At 68.2% G+C, this 399-nt stretch carries 1 protein-coding gene; it reads left to right on the top strand.

Annotated features, from left to right (window positions below; all coding sequences use genetic code 11):
- Window positions 1–128: 128 nt before the first annotated feature.
- Window positions 129–399 (top strand): DUF4442 domain-containing protein (locus CCN37_RS37560; RefSeq protein ID WP_143262029.1); only part of this gene is annotated, 271 nt, incomplete at its 3' end.

The raw sequence follows: 399 nt of genomic DNA, 5'->3' as shown, positions 1-399 counted from the left end.
CGCGGGCTGACGCCCGTGCGCTCGGCCAGCTCTCCGATCAGCACTACGACCCCAACGACACCGCTCGGCGCGGACATTCCCGAACCGGACCTGGTCAAGCGTTGTTACTCACGAGTAATGTCCGTGGCATGAGCGTGGACACCAGCCAGGTCGGCGAAATGATGCGACAGATCGTGCCCTGGGTGCGCACCGTGGGCATCCAGTTCCTCGAGGCGGGACCGGAGAAGGTGGTCGTCGAGCTGCCGGACGCGGAGGAGAACCGCAACCACGTCGGCGGACCGCACGCGGCCATGATGTTCGGCGCCGCCGAGACCGCCTCCGGAGCGCTGGTCGCGGCCGCGTTCATCGAGCAGCTGGCCATCGCGACGCCGCTGCCGACCAAGGGCGAGATCACCTACG

The organism is Allokutzneria sp. NRRL B-24872 (genome assembly GCF_002155965.1).
In the GTDB taxonomy this organism is placed as follows: domain Bacteria; phylum Actinomycetota; class Actinomycetes; order Mycobacteriales; family Pseudonocardiaceae; genus Allokutzneria.
Note: the sequence above shows the minus strand (reverse complement) of the source record. Positions and strands in the feature narration are given on the sequence as shown.